Source organism: Stenotrophomonas maltophilia (assembly GCF_004920835.1).
Taxonomy (GTDB): Bacteria; Pseudomonadota; Gammaproteobacteria; order Xanthomonadales; family Xanthomonadaceae; genus Stenotrophomonas; species Stenotrophomonas maltophilia_AQ.
The window spans coordinates 56,339-74,814 of the sequence record NZ_QFHO01000016.1; the positions used below are offsets into that span (position 1 = coordinate 56,339).

At 67.4% G+C, this 18,476-nt stretch carries 22 protein-coding genes; 7 read left to right on the forward strand and 15 right to left on the reverse strand.

What is annotated here, in order from left to right; all coding sequences use genetic code 11:
* Positions 1–62: 62 nt before the first annotated feature.
* Together DI041_RS12805 and grxD are read right to left on the reverse strand one after the other, a co-directional pair.
* On the reverse strand, positions 63–839 hold the full coding sequence (locus DI041_RS12805) for an SDR family NAD(P)-dependent oxidoreductase (protein ID WP_136638772.1): 777 nt from the start codon (positions 837–839) through the stop codon (positions 63–65).
* Complete coding sequence (gene grxD / locus DI041_RS12810; RefSeq protein WP_004152129.1) at positions 836–1,156, reverse strand: Grx4 family monothiol glutaredoxin; 321 nt, start codon at positions 1,154–1,156, stop codon at positions 836–838. Before grxD ends, DI041_RS12805 begins: the two co-directional genes overlap by 4 nt.
* A 119-nt stretch (positions 1,157–1,275) precedes the next feature.
* On the opposite strand from grxD, the gene DI041_RS12815 reads away from it, so the two are divergent.
* Positions 1,276–1,854, forward strand: a complete 579-nt coding sequence (locus tag DI041_RS12815; protein ID WP_136638773.1) for a superoxide dismutase — start codon at positions 1,276–1,278, stop codon at positions 1,852–1,854.
* 77 nt (positions 1,855–1,931) lie between these two features.
* Here DI041_RS12815 and DI041_RS12820 read toward each other — a convergent pair whose 3' ends face one another.
* The 3 genes from DI041_RS12820 to purE all read right to left on the reverse strand — a co-directional run bounded on the left by DI041_RS12820 (position 1,932) and on the right by purE (position 4,034).
* Entirely contained in the window at positions 1,932–2,273 is a 342-nt protein-coding gene (locus tag DI041_RS12820; RefSeq protein ID WP_046983319.1) for a carboxymuconolactone decarboxylase family protein, read from the reverse strand.
* 112 nt (positions 2,274–2,385) lie between these two features.
* On the reverse strand, positions 2,386–3,534 hold the full coding sequence (locus DI041_RS12825) for a 5-(carboxyamino)imidazole ribonucleotide synthase (protein WP_136638774.1): 1,149 nt from the start codon (positions 3,532–3,534) through the stop codon (positions 2,386–2,388).
* Complete coding sequence (purE, locus tag DI041_RS12830) at positions 3,531–4,034, reverse strand: 5-(carboxyamino)imidazole ribonucleotide mutase (RefSeq protein ID WP_005412808.1); 504 nt, start codon at positions 4,032–4,034, stop codon at positions 3,531–3,533. Before purE ends, DI041_RS12825 begins: the two co-directional genes overlap by 4 nt.
* Positions 4,035–4,092: 58 nt before the next feature.
* On the opposite strand from purE, the gene DI041_RS12835 reads away from it, so the two are divergent.
* From DI041_RS12835 to DI041_RS12850, 4 genes are all read left to right on the forward strand, one after another.
* Positions 4,093–4,362 carry a Trm112 family protein gene (locus tag DI041_RS12835; protein WP_032128883.1) on the forward strand — a complete coding sequence of 90 codons (270 nt, stop codon included), beginning with the start codon at positions 4,093–4,095 and terminating at the stop codon, positions 4,360–4,362.
* The gene (gene nadC / locus DI041_RS12840) at positions 4,359–5,210 is read left to right on the forward strand and encodes a carboxylating nicotinate-nucleotide diphosphorylase (protein ID WP_012510596.1); all 852 of its coding nucleotides are present in this window, start codon (positions 4,359–4,361) and stop codon (positions 5,208–5,210) included. Before DI041_RS12835 ends, nadC begins: the two co-directional genes overlap by 4 nt.
* A gap of 115 nt (positions 5,211–5,325) precedes the next feature.
* A complete protein-coding gene (locus DI041_RS12845) occupies positions 5,326–6,327 on the forward strand; it encodes a DUF2272 domain-containing protein (protein ID WP_136638775.1) in 1,002 nt (333 codons plus the stop codon).
* Positions 6,328–6,394: 67 nt separating this feature from the next.
* Positions 6,395–6,745, forward strand: coding sequence for a DUF3301 domain-containing protein (locus DI041_RS12850; protein WP_012510594.1), 351 nt, complete (start codon positions 6,395–6,397; stop codon positions 6,743–6,745).
* A 152-nt stretch (positions 6,746–6,897) separates the two neighbouring features.
* Here the strand turns inward: DI041_RS12850 and DI041_RS12855 are convergent, their stop codons facing one another.
* The 7 genes from DI041_RS12855 to DI041_RS12885 all read right to left on the reverse strand — a co-directional run bounded on the left by DI041_RS12855 (position 6,898) and on the right by DI041_RS12885 (position 12,979).
* Positions 6,898–7,350, reverse strand: a complete 453-nt coding sequence (locus tag DI041_RS12855; protein WP_046983322.1) for a ClpXP protease specificity-enhancing factor — start codon at positions 7,348–7,350, stop codon at positions 6,898–6,900.
* 84 nt (positions 7,351–7,434) lie between these two features.
* On the reverse strand, positions 7,435–8,070 hold the full coding sequence (locus DI041_RS12860) for a glutathione S-transferase N-terminal domain-containing protein (protein WP_046983323.1): 636 nt from the start codon (positions 8,068–8,070) through the stop codon (positions 7,435–7,437).
* 134 nt (positions 8,071–8,204) lie between these two features.
* Entirely contained in the window at positions 8,205–8,954 is a 750-nt protein-coding gene (locus DI041_RS12865; RefSeq protein ID WP_046983324.1) for a cytochrome c1, read from the reverse strand.
* Positions 8,947–10,206, reverse strand: a complete 1,260-nt coding sequence (locus DI041_RS12870) for a cytochrome b (RefSeq protein ID WP_046983325.1) — start codon at positions 10,204–10,206, stop codon at positions 8,947–8,949. The genes DI041_RS12865 and DI041_RS12870 overlap by 8 nt, the downstream gene beginning before the upstream one ends.
* Positions 10,206–10,826 carry a ubiquinol-cytochrome c reductase iron-sulfur subunit gene (gene petA, locus DI041_RS12875; protein ID WP_004151998.1) on the reverse strand — a complete coding sequence of 207 codons (621 nt, stop codon included), beginning with the start codon at positions 10,824–10,826 and terminating at the stop codon, positions 10,206–10,208. The genes DI041_RS12870 and petA overlap by 1 nt, the downstream gene beginning before the upstream one ends.
* A 211-nt stretch (positions 10,827–11,037) precedes the next feature.
* Positions 11,038–11,964, reverse strand: coding sequence for a lytic transglycosylase domain-containing protein (locus DI041_RS12880; protein WP_136638776.1), 927 nt, complete (start codon positions 11,962–11,964; stop codon positions 11,038–11,040).
* Positions 11,965–12,010: 46 nt separating this feature from the next.
* A complete protein-coding gene (locus DI041_RS12885) occupies positions 12,011–12,979 on the reverse strand; it encodes a helix-turn-helix transcriptional regulator (protein ID WP_136638777.1) in 969 nt (322 codons plus the stop codon).
* 80 nt (positions 12,980–13,059) lie between these two features.
* On the opposite strand from DI041_RS12885, the gene DI041_RS12890 reads away from it, so the two are divergent.
* A complete protein-coding gene (locus tag DI041_RS12890; RefSeq protein ID WP_012510589.1) occupies positions 13,060–13,680 on the forward strand; it encodes a glutathione S-transferase family protein in 621 nt (206 codons plus the stop codon).
* A gap of 187 nt (positions 13,681–13,867) precedes the next feature.
* Positions 13,868–15,286, forward strand: coding sequence for a tRNA (N6-isopentenyl adenosine(37)-C2)-methylthiotransferase MiaB (miaB, locus tag DI041_RS12895; RefSeq protein WP_136638778.1), 1,419 nt, complete (start codon positions 13,868–13,870; stop codon positions 15,284–15,286).
* 88 nt (positions 15,287–15,374) lie between these two features.
* On the opposite strand, the gene DI041_RS12900 is transcribed toward miaB, so the two are convergent.
* The 3 genes from DI041_RS12900 to DI041_RS12910 form a co-directional block, all read right to left on the reverse strand.
* Positions 15,375–16,487: an ABC transporter permease gene (locus tag DI041_RS12900; RefSeq protein WP_046983329.1), complete on the reverse strand. Its 1,113-nt coding sequence runs from the start codon at positions 16,485–16,487 to the stop codon at positions 15,375–15,377.
* Complete coding sequence (locus tag DI041_RS12905; protein ID WP_046983330.1) at positions 16,484–17,362, reverse strand: ABC transporter ATP-binding protein; 879 nt, start codon at positions 17,360–17,362, stop codon at positions 16,484–16,486. Before DI041_RS12905 ends, DI041_RS12900 begins: the two co-directional genes overlap by 4 nt.
* A 65-nt stretch (positions 17,363–17,427) precedes the next feature.
* Positions 17,428–18,384 carry an HlyD family secretion protein gene (locus DI041_RS12910; protein ID WP_046983331.1) on the reverse strand — a complete coding sequence of 319 codons (957 nt, stop codon included), beginning with the start codon at positions 18,382–18,384 and terminating at the stop codon, positions 17,428–17,430.
* Between the last annotated feature and the right edge of the window lie 92 nt (positions 18,385–18,476).

An 18,476-nucleotide genomic window follows, 5' to 3' on the forward strand; every position in this document is an offset into this window, starting at 1 on the left:
ACAAACGGCACCGGATCGCAACGCAATCGTGACGGGTTCTTCACTCCGCCTTTCCCCGGGACTTACTCGACCGGGCTCATTCCACTGGCGTCAAGGACCCGCCCGCGCCACGCGCTCCCCGCGCTGGACAGGAGGGTCACGGCCGCCGCCGCGGCTGCTTCAGGGCCCTGGGCGGCCGGGTCCTGGTCAACGGAATAGGCCCGGGCACGCAGCGCCGTGCGCAGCGGGCCGGGATACAGGCCGCTGACCCGCACCGGGCTGCGGCCGAGTTCGTCGTGCAGGCTGGCGATCAGGCCGCGCAGGCCATGCTGGGCCACGCCGTATCCGCCCCAGTAGGCCTGCCCGACCCGTTCCGGCGCATCGACAGCAAACACCAGCGCTGCATCTTCGCGCTGTCGCAGCAGCGGCAGGCAGGCCTGGGCCAGCCAGGCTGGGGCGGTCAAGGTGACATGGACGGCGCGGGCGAAGCTGGCCGGATCGGCCAGCTCGAACGGGGTCAGGCCCGGGAAGTGGGCGGCGCAGACCAGCAGGCCGTCCAGGCGACCCAACTCGCGCCGCAGGGCCTGGGCCAGCTCGGCATAGTCATCGGGGCCGGCTCCCTCAAGGTCCAGCGGGTAGAGCAGAGGCTCCGGACCGACGGCCTGGACCTGCGCATAGACGCGATCCAGCCGGCGCGGCTTGCGCCCCATCAGGACGACAGTGGCCCCGGCGGCGGCCGCTGCGACCGCTGCGGCACTGCCCAGCCCGCCACCGGCACCGGCAACCAGCACCACGCGGTCCTGCAACGGGCGGCCATCGAGCGCCCCGTCAGTCGGTGACGTCGATGGCCAGGCACTCATCCCTGGGTCGCCTCTTCGACGATGCGCTTCAGCTCGCCGGCTTCGAACAGTTCCATGACGATGTCGCAGCCGCCGATCAACTCGCCGTTGATGAACAGTTGCGGGAAGGTCGGCAGATTGGAGAAGCGCGGCAGATTGGCGCGGATCTCCGGCTCTTCCAGCACGTTGACGGTGCGCAGGGTGACGGCGCCGGCAGCCATCAACGCCTGTACGGCGCGGCTGGAGAAGCCACACATCGGGTATTGCGGGGTGCCCTTCATGAACAAGACGAGCGGGTAACGATCGACCTCGGCCTGGATTTGCTGCATTACCGCCACAACCACACTCCTTGCTTCGCCGGACAAACCGACCGCGATGGTCGGCTAGACTGCCCAAGGTAGCCGCCATTGTAAGCCGATGGAACCGGCTGCCGCCGCCCCCTGCCACGAACCTGTCCATGCCCGTCGAATTGCCTGCCCTGCCCTACCTCTCTGGCTCCCTGCTGCCGCACCTGTCCGCGCAGACCGTGGAACTGCACCACGGCCGCCACCATCGCGCCTATGTCGATGCGGTCAATGCCGGCATTCTCGGCACCGAGTGGGAGGAGGCGTCACTGGAAGAGATCGTCCGCCACACCCAGGGCAGACTGTTCGACGCTGCGGCCCAGGCGTGGAACCACGGCTTCTACTGGCAATGCCTGCGCCCACGCGGCGGTGGCGAGCCACAGGGCCGGCTGGGCGAGCTGGTCAAGCGCCAGTTTGGCGACACGCAGCGCCTGCGCGAGGAGTTCAACCGTACCGCGCTGGGGCTGTTCGGCTCAGGCTGGGTGTGGCTGGTGCAGCATCCCGGCGGCCAGCTGGGCATCCAGGCCACCCGCAATGCCGGCACGCCGCTGACCGGCGAGAGTACGCCACTGCTGTGCTGCGATGTGTGGGAACACGCCTACTACACCGACTACCAGAATGATCGCGCGCGATACCTGGAGGCGTTCTGGCAGATGGTCAACTGGGAATTCGCCGAAAGCCAGCTGCGCTGAAGACATCCGCCGGGCATGGCCCGGCGCTACCACACCCATCCCGGTAGCGCCGGGCCATGCCCGGCGACACGTGGACCTCACGCGCTCTCGTGCGCGGCCACGGCATCCATCACCCGCGCCGAGTAGACCAGCGCTGCACCGGCATTGAGCGACACCGCCACGCCCAGCGCTTCGGCGATTTCCTCGCGGCTGGCGCCGTGCTTCAGCGCAGCATCCACGTGCACGGTGATGCAGCCATCACAGCGGGTGGTGACCGCCACCGCCAGCGCGATCAGCTCGCGGGTCTTGGCATCGAGATGGTGGGTCTGCGCGCCGGCATTGGCCAGCGTCGCGTAGCCCTTGACCGTATCCGGTGAAAGCTTGCCGATCTCGCCGATGCGGCCCTTCAGTTCCTTGCGGTAGGCATTCCAGTCGAGCATGGGGATGAGTCCTGTGAAAGGAGCTCCACGCTACCACCGGGAATGTTGCGCCGATGCCTGCACCGGCGCGCCACAGCGTTGCATTGCCGGCCAGCGGCCGGCACTACCCTCCTCAGCGATTGCGCAGCGCGTGTACCGCCGGTGCCACCTGGGCCTGGCGGTCCAGCTCCAGGCCGACCTGCTCCAGCGCATCGGCCAGCGCATCGGCATCATCGTCGCGCAAGGTGGCGTGGCCAACCTTGCGGCCATCGCGCGCTTCCTTCCCGTAGTCGTGCCAGTGGCCGCTGGCCTGGGCCAGCACCGGCAACGGGTCGGGCATCGCGCCCAGCCAGTTCAGCATGCAGGCATGGCCGAGCATGCGGGTGCTGCCCAGCGGCAGGCCGAGCACCGCGCGCAGGTGGTTCTCGAACTGCGAAGTTTCACTGCCTTCGATGGTCCAGTGGCCGGAGTTGTGCACGCGCGGTGCCATCTCGTTGGCCAGCAGTTCGCCATCGCGGCAGAACAGCTCCAGCGCGAACACACCGACATACTGCAGGTGCTCCGCGATGCGGCGCGCATAGCCGATCGCGGCCTCATGCTCGGCGGCCGACAGCACGGCCGGGGCCACGCTGGCCGACAGCACCCCGTCGACGTGCCAGTTACCGGTGACCGGCCAGGCCTGGAAGCTGCCATCGCGGCCACGCACGGCAACCACACTGACCTCGCGCTGGAAGGCCACGAAGCCCTCCAGGATCAGGCCAGTGCGTTCGACCTGGGCGCCCAGCGCATCCCATGCCGCGTCGATGTCGGCTTCGCTGCGCAGGCGGAACTGGCCCTTGCCGTCATAGCCGAGGCGGCGCGTCTTGAGAATGCACGGCAGGCCGAACTCGGCGGCCTTCGCGGCCAGCTCGTCACGGCTGCGGATGTCGGCAAAGGCCGGCAGCGGGATGCCCAGCTGCTGGAACAGGGTCTTCTCACTCAGCCGGTCCTGGGCCACGGCCAGTGCGGCCGGCGGCGGGTAGACCGGCACGCGATCAGCCAGGAACTGCGCGCTGTCGGCAGGCACGTTCTCGAAATCGAAGGTGACCACATCGACCCTGGCGGCGAAGTCCGCCAGAGCCTGGCGGTCGTCAAACGCGCCGACGGTGAGCGGCGCCAGCGGGCCACTGCAGGCGTCGGCCGCCGGGTCATACAGTTCGAAGCGCAGTCCCAGCGGCGCACCAGCCAGAACCATCATGCGGGCGAGCTGGCCGCCGCCCAGGATGCCGACGGTCAAGCTCATTGGCGCGGATCGTCGTGGGCCATCACGTCTTCGGTCTGGCGTGCGCGGAACGCGTCAAGCGCCTGGCCGATCGCCGGCTGGTCGCTGGCCAGCATCGCGGCGGCGAACAGGGCGGCGTTCGAGGCACCTGCATTGCCGATGGCGAAGGTGGCGACCGGGATGCCGGCCGGCATCTGCACGATCGACAGCAGCGAATCCATGCCGTTGAGGGCCTTGGACTGCACGGGCACGCCCAGCACCGGCACCGCGGTCTTGGCCGCGATCATGCCCGGCAGGTGCGCGGCCCCGCCGGCACCGGCGATGATCGCGCGCAGACCACGCGGGCCCGCCTGCTCGGCGTAACTGAACAACACATCCGGCGTCCGATGGGCGGACACCACCTTCACTTCGAACGGAACACCCAGGGCTTCAAGCTTCTGGGCGGCGTGCTGCATGGTTTCCCAGTCGGAGCGGGAACCCATGACGATGCCGACAAGCGGCGCGATCGGGTTGGGGGTCATTGGCCGTCACCTGCCTTAAAGACGTATTCTAGCCATCTTCCACGCAAGACGAAGAACCATGGATCGCAAGCTGCTCGACCTGCTGGTGTCGCCGGACACCCGCCAGCCCCTGTCCCTGCTGGATGGCAAGGGCCTGGAAGCCCTCAACAAGGCCATTTCCACCGGCGCGGTGAACAAGGCCGATGGCAACCCGCTGGCGCAGCCGCTGCGCGAGGCGCTGGTCACCCGCGACCGCAAGCAGGTGTTCCGCGTCGACGATGGCATCCCGGTACTGCTGGCCGAGGAAGCCATCCCCACCGCGCAGATCGCCGACTTCCCGGCCGCATGAGCACGCTGCCGACGCCGGATGCGGCCGTGGTCGCCGCCGATGTCGCGCGTGCGCTGGCCGAGGACCTCGGCAGCGGCGACGTCACCGCCGCCCTGTTGCCTGACCAGGCCGACAGCGCCTATCTGCTGTGCAAGCAGGATGCGGTGATCGCCGGCCGCCCCTGGTTCGACGCCACCCATCGTGCACTCGACCCCGACGTGCGCATTGAATGGCGCGTTGCCGACGGCGATGCAGTCACCGCCGGCACTGTACTGGCCCTGCTGCATGGCCGCAGCCGCAGCCTGGTCAGCGCCGAGCGCACCTCGCTGAATTTCCTGCAGACGCTGTCCGCCACCGCCACCACCACCGCCCGCTACGTGGCGGCCGTGGAAGGCACCGGCACGCGCATCCTCGACACCCGCAAGACGCTGCCCGGCCTGCGCCTGGCGCAGAAGTACGCAGTGCGCTGCGGCGGTGGCGAGAATCACCGCTTCGGCCTGTACGACACGGTGATGCTGAAGGAAAACCACATCCGTGCCGCCGGTTCGCTGGCTGCCGCCGTGGCGGCTGCACGCCGGCAATGGCCGCAGCTGCCGCTGGTGGTCGAGGTCGAGGATCTGGAGCAGTTGCGGCAGGCACTGGAAGCCGGCTGCGAACGCATCCTGCTGGATGACTTCAGTCCCGATCTGCGCCGCGAGGCGGTGCGCATTACGGCGGGACGCATTCCGCTTGAGGTCTCCGGCAGCGTCGGCCTGGGTGGCCTGCGTTCGATCGCCGAAGACGGCGTGGACTGCATCTCGATCGGTGGACTGACCAAGCACGTGCAAGCGATTGATCTGTCGCTGAAGCTGGGCCCGCCGCCGGGCTGAGGCCGGGGCTGGGGTCAGATCCCTTTTCCTCGGGAAAAGGGATCTGCCCCCGATCTCACACCCGGCGTTCACGACGGCACTGCGACGCTGCGGCCATCCCCCACAGGAGCCGCGCATGCGCCGGACGCTCTTGCCTGCCTGCCTGCTACTGGCAGCCGCCCCCTTGTCTGCGGCTGCCGCCGAAGCCTGCGATGTACCGCCACGCTTTGGCCTGAGCCCCTTGGCGGTGGCCATCCGCAATACTGCCTGCAACGAACACCGTCTGTGGTACCGGCCCTTCATCGACCGTGATGGCCGCGCCGCAAGCCTCAGCGTCACCGAAGCCGAAAGCGATCACCTGGCCGACAACGGGCTGATCGCCTGGCAGCGCGTGGCCGGCTACTGGCGCAACAGCGGCACGCTCAACGCGATGGGCAGCATCGTGGGCGCCAGCAGCTGTCTGGCACCTCTGGGCACGCGCTACACCGACAGCGACTGCCGCGCCTTCCTGATCGACAACCCGTGGTCGGCCGCGTTCATTTCCTGGGTAATGGTGCAGTCCGGTGTTCCCGGCTTCAACACGTCGCCACGCCACATCGACTACATCCGTGCCGCCTACCAGGGTGGCCCGTCGGGCGTGCCCTACCGGCTGGTCGACCCCGCCACGGCCAAACCCGCGCCGGGCGACCTACTGTGCTTCCTGCGCGACCGCAGCAGCACGCTCAGCTACGGCGGGCTGGTGCAGGCGCTGGGCAACGGTTCGGTCGGCCACTGGAAGTCGCACTGCGAGGTCGTGGTCGCGGCCAATCTCGGCGGCGACCAGACCCTGTACCTGATCGGTGGCAACGTCATGAACACCGTGGCGATGCGCCTGCTGCCGCTCGACCGCACCGGACTGATCAAGCTGCCGCCCGCGCGCGAACGCAACAGCACCGGCATCGACCCCAGCTGCACGCCGGGCCGCGAGGACGAGTGCAGCTTCAACCGCCAGGACTGGGCGGCGCTGCTGCAGTTGACCGCAACTGCGCCGTCGGTGATGCCCACACCAACAGCGACGCCGATGCAGCCCTCACCCGCGCCACAGCCGGTCGTCATACCGCCGCAACCGGTCTCTGGTGGCCCGCAGCCAACGCATTGAATCCGGCGCTTGATCCAGCGCGCGTTCGCCGCCATCTTTGCAGGATCGACACCTGACGGCTGACGCCATGCCCACCCTGCTGCTGTTGCTGATTGCCGGCGGAATCATCTACTTCTTCTGGAACGCCGCGCGTTCGGCTGCCGAGCGCGCGGTCGAACTGGGCCGCAACGCCTGCCGTGCCGCCGATGTGCAATGGCTGGACCAGGCGGTGCACGCTACCGGCCTGCGCCTGTCGCGCGGCGAGGACGGCCGGCTCGGTTTCGAGCGCACCTTCAAGTTCGAGTATTCCTACGATGGCATCGACCGCCATGTGGGGCGCATGGTGCTGCGCGGCGATCAGCTGATTTCGTTCACTGGCCCGGGCGCGGCGCGAATCAGCCAGATCCGCGCGGACGTGGATGATGCCGAAGACATCTAGGCGGTAGCGCCGGGCCATGCCCGGCGAGCACAGCGGCATCGGTGTGCCGACCAACGATCGGCACCCACCCCATCTCGCCCCCACAACCTGACGGCACCGGCGCTACGCCATCAAACGAAAAACGCCGCCCTTGAGGGGCGGCGTCGGAGAGGTTACTTGACCACGCGCAGGTTCGGGCGCCCCTTCGGCGGCGGACTGGCCGGCGGCGTATCGTCCGGTGGCGTGTCTTCGTCGTGCAGCAGTTCGTCGCTGGTCGGCGCGGTTTCGGCGCCGGGAATGTCATCCGGCAACGCCATGCCCTGCCCGGTCTCGCGGGCGTAGACGGCCAGCACGGCGCTGATCGGCACCTGCACCGGATAGCTGGTGCCAGAGAAGCGCGCCGAGAAGCTCACCATCTCGTTGTCGATCATCAGCCGCACGACGGCGCGCTCGGCGATGTTGAGCACCACCCGGCCATCCTTGACCGCCGAAGGCGGGACCTGCACGCCGGGGACGCCGGCGTCGACCAGGATGTGCGGGGTCAGCTGGTTGTCGTTGATCCATTCCACCAGCGCCCGCAGCAGGTACGGGCGGTGGCTGGTCATGTGGAAGAAGTCTTCGGTCATGCGTGAAGTGTACGCGCCCGGCGCCCTGCCTGGGCAGATCGCCTGCACGCCGGTCGGCGTGCAGACGGGTAATCGCGCACCGGATCAGACCGGCAGATCGCGCAGTTTCTTTTCCTGTTCGGTCAGGCTGCGGATGAAACCAGGGTGACGGAAGATGCGGTTGCCGTAGTCCTCGATCGCCTTGCCGTCCTTCGGCAGCGGCACATCCAGCGACTGCAGGCGCCAGATGATCGGGGCCATCGCGCAGTCGGCCAGGCTCATTTCCGGATTGAGGAAGAATTTGCTGGCCTTGAACAGTGGCAGCGAAGCCGTCAGCAATTCTTTCAGGCGCTTGCGCCCCGCTTCGGCCTGCGTCTTGTTGCCCAGCTGGATGGCCTGCACCTGCGGCACCCAATCGTGCTCGATTCGCAGCATGGCCAACCGGATGCGGGCACGCGACAGCGGATCGACCGGCATCAGCGGCGGATGCGGATAGCGCTCATCGAGGTATTCGCTGACCACCGATGCCGCGTACAGCACCAGCTCGCGCTCGACCAGGGTAGGCACCGAATGGTACGGATTTAGGTCGATCAGGTCTTCGGGCGGGTTCTGTGGATCGACCGGAACGAAGTCGAAGCTCACACCCTTGGCCGCCAGGACCAGACGTACACGGTGGCACAGTACATCGTCGTTCGAGGAAAACAGCGTCAGTGTATTGCGCATGCGTACGCTCGCCGCCATCAAAGGCTCTCCCACGACAGGAGACCGCCTGCCGCATCGGCGCCGCCGGCACCGTGCCGGCGATCGACTCCTCCCCGAGTGTGCAACCGACCATCACAAAAGCCAATAGGCCCGTGCGATGGCCGGCGGCAGAATCAGTGAACGTCCTTCCAGTATTCCTTCTTCAGCAGGTACAGCAGGAAGGTCAACAGGGCCAGGAACAGGATCACCCACACGCCCAGTTGCTGGCGCTTGAGTGCGGCCGGTTCACCGGCATATTCGAGGAAGTTGGTGATGTCACGAACTGCCTGGTCGTACTGGCCGGCATCGACCGAGCCCGGACTGTCGATGCGCAGGGCGGTCACCGGCGGGTCCATGCCCGGCGCTTCCGGCTTTCCATGCACGGCGTGCTGCAGGCCCTGCATCTCCCACAGCGGGTTGGGCATGGAGGCGTTGGCGAACAGCGCGTTGTTCCAGCCCAGTGGCCGGCTGCTGTCCAGATAGAACGACTTGAGGTAGGTGTAGACCCAGTCGCTGCCACGCACGCGCGAGATCAGGCTGAGGTCCGGCGGCATCTTGCCGAACCACTTTTCAGCGTTCTCCTTGGGCATCGCCACCGGGATCGGGTCACCGATCGCCGAGCCGGTGAAGTTGAGGTTGTTCATCACCTCTTCCTCGGTCAAGCCCAGGTCCTGCGCCATCCGCGAATAGCGCAGGTACTTCAGTGCATGGCAGCCGGAGCAGTAGTTCATGTACAGCTGCGCGCCGCGCTGCAGCGATGCGCGGTCACCGAGGTCGTTGCCGGCCTGCAGCAGTTTGGTGCCGCCTTCGGCGGCGGAGGCCAGGAAACTTCCCAGCATCAGGGTGGCCGCCAGGGCCAGCCGGACCATCCAGCGCTCAGTCATGGGTGGTCACCCTCTCCGGTACCGGCTTGGTCCTGTCCAACCGTGTCCATAGCGGCATGGTGATGAAGAAAGCGAAGTACAGGAAGGTCAGCACTCGCCCGATGTAGGTCTCGTGCGCGTCAGTGCCCGGGCCGGAGCCGATCACGCCGAGCCAGACGAAGCACACCGCGAACACGCCCAGCAGCACCTTCGAGAGCACGCCGCGATAGCGGTAGGACTTCACCCGCGCGCGGTCCAGCCAGGGCACCAGGAACAGGATGGCGATGGCCGAGAACATCACCAGCACACCACCCAGCTTGTTGGGCACCACCCGCAGCATCGCGTAGTACGGGGTGTAGTACCAGACCGGCTTGATGTGCTCCGGGGTCACCAGGCGGTTGGCCTCGGTGAAGTTGTCGTGCTCCAGGAACAAGCCGCCGAATGCAGGTGCGAAGAAGATGATGAAGGCGGCGATGATCAGCAGGAAGCCGGCGCCGACGCCATCCTTGAGCGTGTAGTACGGGTGGAACGGGATGCCGTCGGCCGGTGCATTCGGCGACCAGCGGTTGCCCTTCGGCCCCTTCTTGATCTCCACCCCGTCCGGGTTGTTCGACCCCACTTCATGCAGCGCGCCCAGATGCAGCACCACCAGCAACAGCAGCACCAGCGGTAGTGCGATGACGTGCAGTGCGAAGAAGCGGTTGAGCGTGGCGTCACTGGGCAGGTAGTCGCCCATGATCCATTCGGTCAGGCCGTTGCCGATCACCGGTATGGCGCCGAACAGCGAGATGATCACCTTGGCGCCCCAGAACGACATCTGGCCCCATGGCAGCACATAGCCCATGAAGGCTTCGGCCATCAGCACCAGATAGATCAGCATGCCGAGGATCCACACCAGCTCGCGCGGCTTCTGGTAACTGCCGTACAGCAGGCCGCGGAACATGTGCAGGTAGACCACGATGAAGAACAGCGAGGCCCCGGTGGAGTGCATGTAGCGGATCAGCCAGCCCCACTCCACGTCCCGCATGATGTATTCGATGGAACCGAACGCCTCGGCGGCGTTGGTCTTGTAGTGCATCGTCAGGAAGATGCCGGTGACGATCTGGTTGACCAGCACCAGCAGCGCCAGCGAACCGAAGTAGTACCAGATGTTGAAGTTCTTCGGCGCGTAGTACTCGCTGACGTGCTTGCGGTAGACCGGCATCAGGCCCGGTGCGCGGGCGTTGACCCAGTCGGCCACGCCGCTGGCGGTACGGCTGAGGATATTGGCCATCAGGCAGCCCCCTGCGGATCGACACCGATGATGATGGTGTTGTCGTCCTGGTAATGGTGCGCGGGCACCTTCAGGTTGATCGGCGCCGGCACGTCCTTGAAGACGCGGCCGGACATGTCGAAGCGCGACTTGTGGCAGGGGCAGAAGTAGCCGCCCTTCCACTGCGGGTCGTAGGGTTCAGGCCGGATCTCGGCGACCATCTCCGGCGAGCAGCCCAGGTGCGTGCACAGGCCGACCAGCACGGAAATGTCCGGCTTGATCGAACGCAGCTCGGGATTCTGCTTCAGCACGTAGTCCGGCTGCTGGTCCTTCTCGCCGGACTCCGGGTCCTTGAGACGGCCATCCAGCCCATGCAGCGCATCGAGGATGGCCTTGGACCGCTTGACGATCCAGATCGGCTGGCCACGCCACTCCACGATCAGGCGTTGGCCTTCCTGCAGCGCGCTGATGTCGGCCACCACAGGTGCACCGGCAAGCTTGGCCCGCGCACTGGGATTCCAGGATTTGATGAAAGGGACTGCGGTGAATCCGACGCCGACGGCGCCCACCACGGCTGTGGTGGCAGAAAGAAAACGCCGACGTCCGGTGTTGACTGGATCGTGTACCCCATCGTTTGCCATCCGGCACTCCGATATTGATTAGGTAGCTTTAAGGCTGCCAACGGTTCCGGTGGGGGCCAGAGCCGCATTGAATCATGGCCGAGTGTAGCGGAACCGTCGCGCGCCACACAACGCATTGCAACAACATTGATTGCGGGGTTGCCGGCCAGCGGCCGGCACTACCTTTCAAATGAGTGCCGACCAACGGTCGGCACCCACCAGTTAGCGGCACCTACTGGTGACTCAGGGCGGTGCGGTAACGCTCGGCCAGCTGGCCGACCCGGCGCACGTAATACTGGGTTTCGCTGTATGGCGGCACGCCACCGTGGCGGTCGACCGCGCCTTCGCCGGCGTTGTAGCCGGCGGCAGCCAGGGTCAGATCGCCGTTGAAGCGCTTCAGCAACCACGCAAGATACTGCACGCCGCCGCGGATGTTCTGTCCGGCATCGTAGGAATCACCAACCCCGAAGCGGGCGGCGGTGGGGGGCATCAGCTGCATCAGGCCCTGGGCGCCGGCGCGGCTGAGCGCGGTCGGGTTGTAGGCCGACTCGGCATGGATGATCGCGCGCACCACCGCCTCGTCGACGCCGAACTCGCGTGCGGCCGAGGTGATCTCGCTCTGGAATGCCGTGGTGTTCAAGCGCACCGTGCCGAAGTCCACGCGCGGATTGACCCCGCAGGCGTAGCAGCGCTCCATGAAGCTGTAGCGGATGGTGCGTACCGGGCCGAGATTGGCCACCTGGGTCGGCCGGGCGCTGGTGTAGTGGCGCACGCCGTCCTTCATGAAGGAATAGACCTGGCCGCTGACCATGCGGCCGCCACGCGGGGTGGCCTGGGGCGCCGGAACAGCTGCAGGTGTTGGCGTTGGTGCTGGCCCGACCACGGCCGGCGCCGCCACACCGGCCGCCACAGCGACCGGATTGCGCTCGATGCTGGCCACGGTGGCCGGAGACGGTTTCGGCGCGGAAACCACCGGGCGCGGTGCCGGGCGGCTATCGCGGCTGTAGCTGATGGTGCTGCAGCGGGCCCCGGCCACACGCTTGCTGACATAACTGGTGACGCCATCGGCGCCCTGGCACTTGTACAGGCTGCCGGCGCTGGCCGGCGCAGCGGTCAGCGCAGCGATGATGATCGCCGTTGTCCCCAGTATCCCCTTCATGGCGGCGAGTGTCCCAGCTTCGCCTGAGCTTGCCAAGCGATGCGGCTCAGGCTGTGACCGGCGCCACAGCCAGCACCTGGCCCAGCCCGTCCAAGCGCTGCGCCAGCTCGTCGCGCAGGCCTGGTGGCGTGGTCCACAGCGCCACCGGCACGCGGTCCAGGCTGAGGATCTGCGCCAGCATCATGCCGCGGCTCTCGGCGCCCATGCGCAGCAGGCAATGGTGGGCGCCATCGGCCTCCAGCACCCCGCACCACGGCGGAATGCGCCCTTCCAGCTCGGCGCGGCTGCCGGCCAGGCGCAGGATCGCCTGCAGCGCGAACGGGGCCTGGCTGACTGCCTGCCGCACCATCACATCCGGCGGTGCCGGGGTACGTCGGTGCATGCCCGGCTCGGAGCATTCGCGTACCGCGCCCATCCGGTCCACGCGCAGGGTGCGCCAGTCCTGGCGCCCCAGATCCCAGGCCAGCAGGTACCAGCGCCGACCGTAATTGACCAGATGCTGGGCCTCGACCTCGCGCTGGGTCACCGCGTCCTGCGCGCTGCGGTACTCGAAGGCCAGCCGCGCCGCCTGCCGGCAATGCAGGGCCAGCCGTCCCAGCAGCCGTGCATCGGTGGACGGAAGATCTGACAAGGTGGCCGTCGCTGCATGCACCTCGCCCGCCTGCTGGCGACGGCGGGCCGGCACCAGCGGGTCGAGCTTGGACAGCAGCCCACGCGCGGTGTCGTCGATTCCGGCGACGGTGGCCGATGCCGCACGCAGCGCGATGGCCAGGGTGGTCGCCTCCTCCTCATCCAGCAGCATCGGCAACACTGGCGCGCCGGACCCCAGCTGGTAGCCGCCGCCGACGCCGGCCGAGGCCTGCACCGGGTAACCCAGCTCGCGCAGGCGCTCGATGTCGCGGCGGATGCTGCGCCGGTCCACGCCCATGCGCTCGGCCAGTTCGGCGCCGGACCACTGGCGACGGGCCTGCAGCAGGGCGATCAGGCGCAGCAGTCGATGGGCGGTGTGGCGCATGAAGGATCGAGGACAGAAGTCGTCCGCAATAGTGCCTCAGGATGGCCTCCAGTTCACCACCCACCGCAAGGAGCAATGCCATGACGTCACGCCAGATCACCCTGTACCACGCCGCCCGTTCACGCTCGAGCGGCGCCGTGGCCCTGCTGGAAGCGCTGGGTGCCGACTACCGCATGCAGGTGCTGGACCTGAAGGCCGGCGCCAACCTGGCCCCGGCCTACCTGGCCATCAACCCGATGGGCAAGGTGCCGGCCATCGTCCACAACGGCGCCCTGGTGACCGAACAGGTGGCGATCTACCTGTACCTGGCCGACCTGTACCCGGAAGCCGGGCTGGCCCCGCCGATCGGCGACGCCCTGCGCGGCCCCTACCTGCGCTGGATGGCCTTCTATGGCGCCTGCTTCGAGCCGGCGATGATCGACAAGGCGATGCATCGCGAGCCGCCGCCGCGACTGATGTCGCCCTACAACGACGCGGAGACCGTGCTGCAGGTGATCGAAGCCCAGCTGGCGCAAGGCCCGTATCTGCTCGGCGAGACGATGAGCGCCGCCGACGTGCTGTGGGGCAATGCACTGGCCTGGACCACCGCCTTCGGCCTGGTGCAGCCGGCGCCGGCCACGGCTGACTACATCGCGCGAATGAGCGCGATGACCGCCTTTGACCGCTCGCGTCAGATCGATGCGGAGCTGGCAGCGGCTTAAGCAGAGCCCCCTTGTAGAGCCGAGCCCACGCTCGGCTTGGGTTTCAGCAGAGCCAGGCCATGCCTGGCTGCCACGTAGGTGATGGAGGAGCAGCCGAGCGTGGGCTCGGCTCTACACAGGCGCGGCGGGGGGCGCAGGATGCGGGTAGAATTGCCCGCTTTCCCGCCACCCGAATGGATTAAGCGCCATGACCGGGACGCCAGACGTCTTTCCGCCCGCCGCGCCGGGCGGTACCCCGCTCGTTGCCCTGCCCGCTGGTCCGCGCAAGCCTGACCAGGTCAAGGGCAAGCTGTACATCAAGACCCACGGTTGCCAGATGAACGAGTACGACTCGGCCAAGATGGCCGACGTGCTTGCCGCCAGCGATGGCCTGGAACTGACCGACAGCCCGGACGACGCCGACGTCATCCTGGTCAACACCTGCTCCATCCGTGAGAAGGCGCAGGAAAAGGTATTCAGCCAGCTGGGCGTGTGGAAGGGCCTGAAGAACAAGGGCCGTGAAGTCATCATCGGCGTGGGCGGCTGCGTCGCCTCGCAGGAAGGCGAAGCGATCATCAAGCGCGCGCCGTTCGTCGACCTGGTGTTCGGCCCGCAGACCCTGCACCGCCTGCCGGAACTGATCCGCGCACGGCGCGAGCAGAAGCGTCCGCAGGTGGACATCAGCTTCCCCGAGATCGAGAAGTTCGACCGCCTGCCCGAGCCGCGCGCCGACGGTGCCTCTGCCTTCGTCTCGATCATGGAAGGCTGTTCCAAGTACTGCTCGTTCTGCGTGGTGCCTTACACCCGCGGCACCGAGGTCAGCCGCCCGTTCGAGGACGTGGTGGTGGAAGTGGCGCAGCTGGCCGCGCAGGGCGTGCGCGAGATCAACCTGCTCGGCCAGAACGTCAATGCCTACCGCGGCCCGTATGGCGACGGCGAATTTGCCGACCTCGGCCTGCTGATCCGCACCATCGCCGAGATCGACGGTGTCGGTCGCATCCGCTTCACCACCTCGCACCCGCTGGAATTCAGCGATTCGCTGATCGATGCATTCCGCGACGTGCCGCAGCTGGCCAACTTCCTGCACCTGCCGGTGCAGGCCGGCAGCGACCGCGTGCTGTCGGCGATGAAGCGTGGTTACACCGCACTGGAATTCAAGTCGAAGATCCGCAAACTGCGCGCGGTGCGCCCGGACATCTCGATCAGCTCGGACTTCATCGTCGGCTTCCCCGGCGAGACCGATGCCGACTTCGAGAAGACCATGAAGCTGATCGAAGACATCGGCTTCGACCACAGCTTCTCCTTCATCTATTCGCGTCGCCCGGGCACCCCGGCTGCGGACCTGGAGGACACGATCAGCGACGCCGAGAAGCACGCACGCCTGTCGCGTCTGCAGGAACGCATCAATGCGCATGCCGCCGGCATCTCCGAGAAGATGGTCGGCACCGTGCAGACCGTGCTGGTGGAAGGTCCTTCGCGCAAGAACCCGAACGAGCTGACCGGCAAGACCGAGAACATGCGTTCGGTGAACTTCCCGGCACCGGCGCGGCTGATCGGCCAGTTCGTGGACGTGGTGATCACCGAAGCGCTGACCAATTCGCTGCGCGCGCGCGTGGTCGCGGGCTGACCGGCAGGGTCGGATCCCCGCAGGGGCTCCGACCCGTTGCACCGATCATTGGGGTCAGAGCCCCTGTGGGGATCCGACCCCGGCCACGTCAATCCAGCCGCTTGCGGAAGCGCAGGATCGCCAGCGTCATCATCACCACGATGAAGGCCAGCAGCGCCAGCGCGTCGTGCCACAGCTCCCACAGCGAGGCCCCGCGCAGCATGATGCCGCGCACCAGTCGCAGGAAATGGGTCAGCGGAAGCACCTCGGCCAGCCACTGCACCGGCCGCGGCATGCCCGCGAACGGGAACATGAAGCCCGACAGCAGGATCGACGGCAGGAACAGGAACAGAGTCATCTGCATGGCCTGGAACTGCGAGCGTGCGCGCGTGGAAATCAGCAGGCCCAACGCCAGGTTGGCCAGCACCAGCAGCACCGCCGCCAGGTAGATGTCCAACAGGCTACCGCGGATCGGCACCTGGAACAGCCATGTGCCAAGCAGCAGCACCAGCGTAGTCTGCAGCAGGCCGATGGCCGCATAGGGCAGCACCTTGCCGACCATCAGTTCGCTGCGTGACACCGGCGTGGCGATCAGCAGTTCCATGTTGCCGCGCTCGCGTTCGCGCACCACCGCCACGGCAGTGAACATCACCAGGGTCATGGTCAGGATCACCCCGATCAGGCCCGGCACGATGTTCACTGCCGAACGCCGCTGCGGGTTGTAGAAACTGGTCACACTGATCGGACCACCGGCGATGCTGCCTTCGCGTAGTGGCCGCGTGTTGCTGGTCGGTCGTGTCTCCAGCGGCACCTGCGCCAGCTGGATCGCCGCGCTCTGTACAACCGTGTCGCTGCCATCGACCAGCACCTGTACCGCCTCGCGTCCATCGAAACGGCGCCGCTCGAAGTCGGCCGGCACCACGATGCCGACACTGATCTCGCCACGGCGCAACGCCTGCATCAGCTCATCAGGCGTGTAGGTGTCGCTGCGCGGCGTGATCACACCAGTGGCCACCATGTCCTGCACCAGCGCACGCGACGCCGCACTGTTGGCCTGGTCGGCGACACCGGCGTTGAGATGGCGCAGGTTGAGATTGATCGCGTAGCCGAACAGCAGCAGCTGCATTACCGGAATGCCGACGATCATCGCCAGCGTGATGCGGTCGCGGCGCAGCTGCCGCAGTTCCTTGAGCATGATCGCCCACAGCCGGCGCAGGTTCATGCCGCCGGCTCCCGGCCGCGGCCGCGGGTGGCGGCCACGAAGACGTCTTCCAGGTTCGGCGCCACCGGCTCAATGCTGGCCTGCGGATCGGCACCGGCCAGTGCATGGCGCAGCTCAGCAACATCTGCCATCTCCTCACTGCACAGCACGCGAAGCTGAGTGCCGATCTGCGCCACGCTCAGCACGCCAGGCAATGCGGCCAGCGCGCGGCTGGCCTGACGCGGTTGCACCGACGTGACCTGCAACGTGCGGCCTTGCAGCTGTGCACACAGCTCGTCCGGCGTGCCGTCGGCCACCAGTGCGCCACGATCGAGAATCGCCAGCCGGTGGCAGCGCTCGGCCTCGTCCATGTAATGGGTTGAAACCAGCACGGTGGTACCGGCGTCGGCCAGCTCGAACAGGGCCTCCCAGAAATCGCGGCGCGATTCCGGATCGACCGCACTGGTCGGCTCGTCCAGGAACAGCAGTTCCGGCCCATGTATCACCGCACCGGCCAGCGCCAGGCGCTGCTTCTGCCCACCGCTGAGGGTGCCGGCCAACTGCGGCTGCCGGTCCTGCAGGCGGTACTGCTGCAGCAGCGCTTCGATCCGCTGTCGGGCCTGCGCGCGCGGCAGGTCCTGGATGGCGGCGAGGAATTCCAGGTTCTCGCGCACCGACAGGTCTTCGTACAGCGAGAAGCGCTGGGTCATGTAGCCGATGCGCCGGCGCAGCGCCTCTGCCTGCTCGGGCACTGCCAGTCCCAGCACCTCGATCTGCCCTGCGCTGGGTTCCAGCAGGCCGCACAGCATGCGGATGGTGGTCGACTTGCCGGACCCGTTCGGGCCCAGGAAGCCGTAGACCTGGCCGCGCGGCACGGTCAGGTCGACGTTGTCCACGGCCAGAAGTTCGCCGAAGCGACGCGTCAGCCCTCGTGCGCGGACCGCGATGTCCTCACTGGTGTTCAGAAGCGCACCTGCACCGGCAACCCGGCCGGGAGCTTCTGCATGTCCGCAGCCTCGTCCACTTCGATCTCGGCCAGATAGCTCAAGCGCGCGACGTCGTCGCCGGTCAGTGCGTAGTACGGCGTGAACGAGGGCTCGCTGCGGATCGAACGCACGCGCCCCTTCAGCACGGTGCCGCCCCCTTCCAACTGCACCTGTGCGGCCTGCCCCACGGTGACCTGCAGGCGCAGCGGCTGCGGCAGGTAGACACGCGCGTAGGGACGCTCGCCGACCAGCATCACCGCCAGCGGTGCGCCGATGGGGGCCTGGTCACCCTGCCGATACGGCAAGGCATCGACCACGCCATCGCGTGGCGCGCGCAGCTGCAGCTTCTGCAGATTGACCCCCTGCACGACCTGTTGTGCCTGTGCGGCTTCGGCGGTGGCCTGGCCCTGGGCGATGTCCTGCAAGCGACTGCCGTGCACCAGCTCCAGCCAGGCCTGCTCGGCAGCATGCACGCTGGCCTCGGCATTGCCGGCGGCGGCGCGTGCGCGGTCCAGTTCGGCGGCGGCGATCAGGCGCTGCTGCGCCAACGGCTGCACCCGGCGGTAGTAGGCACTGGCCTCGGCGGCCTGTGCGCGCAATGCGGTCAGCTGTGCCTTTGCCTGCGCGATCTGCTCCTGGCGCGGTCCGATCTTCAGTTCTTCCAGTTGCGCCTGCGCTCGGGCCGTGTCGGCCTGAGCGGCAGCGAACTGCGCGTCGCCGCGGGCCGGGTCGAGCTGCATCAGCACCGCGCCGGCCTTGACCTGCTGGCCTTCGTGCACGTCCACCGTGGCGATTACTTCGGCTGCCGGCGCCGGCACCGTGATCCGGTCCCATTCCAGCGTGCCCAGTGCGATGGGCGGTGCCTGCCCACACCCTGCCAGCAGACCGATGCCTACCAGCCCAATTCGACGCATGCCGTTGCCCATATCCATGCCAGCCCCTACTGCGACGGCGCTACGGTGCCATGTGCTCCGTGCACCCACAATGATCCCGATCAGCCCTGACGGTTTTTTCACCACGGCGT